Source organism: Citrobacter sp. Cs237, assembly GCF_030332325.1.
Lineage (GTDB): Bacteria > Pseudomonadota > Gammaproteobacteria > Enterobacterales > Enterobacteriaceae > Citrobacter_A > Citrobacter_A sedlakii.
Genome location: NZ_JAOWIB010000018.1, coordinates 1 through 236 on the forward strand (window position 1 = coordinate 1; position 236 = coordinate 236).

A 236-nucleotide genomic window follows, 5' to 3' on the forward strand; every position below is an offset into this window, starting at 1 on the left:
AGCGGCTTACCCGTTACCGGGTTTAACTGTTTTGCTTTTGCCAGCTCTGCAATAAGCGATTCACCCGGTTTGGCTGGCGGAATATTGGCCTTGCGCTCTTCCAGCCATTTTAGTTTACCGTCCCAGGCTGGCAGCGGTGCCGGTGGCAACGGCACAATGTCGTTGATTTCCGGGACAGTTGGACTGGCGTAGGAATAATCAGACAGGATTTTCCAGATTTTTTCATAGCGGAGTGC

At 52.1% G+C, this 236-nt stretch carries 1 protein-coding gene; it reads right to left on the reverse strand.

What is annotated here, in order from left to right:
• Positions 1 to 236: DUF6396 domain-containing protein (locus tag OGY07_RS00100; RefSeq protein WP_286597907.1), on the reverse strand; the 236-nt coding region annotated here is incomplete at both ends.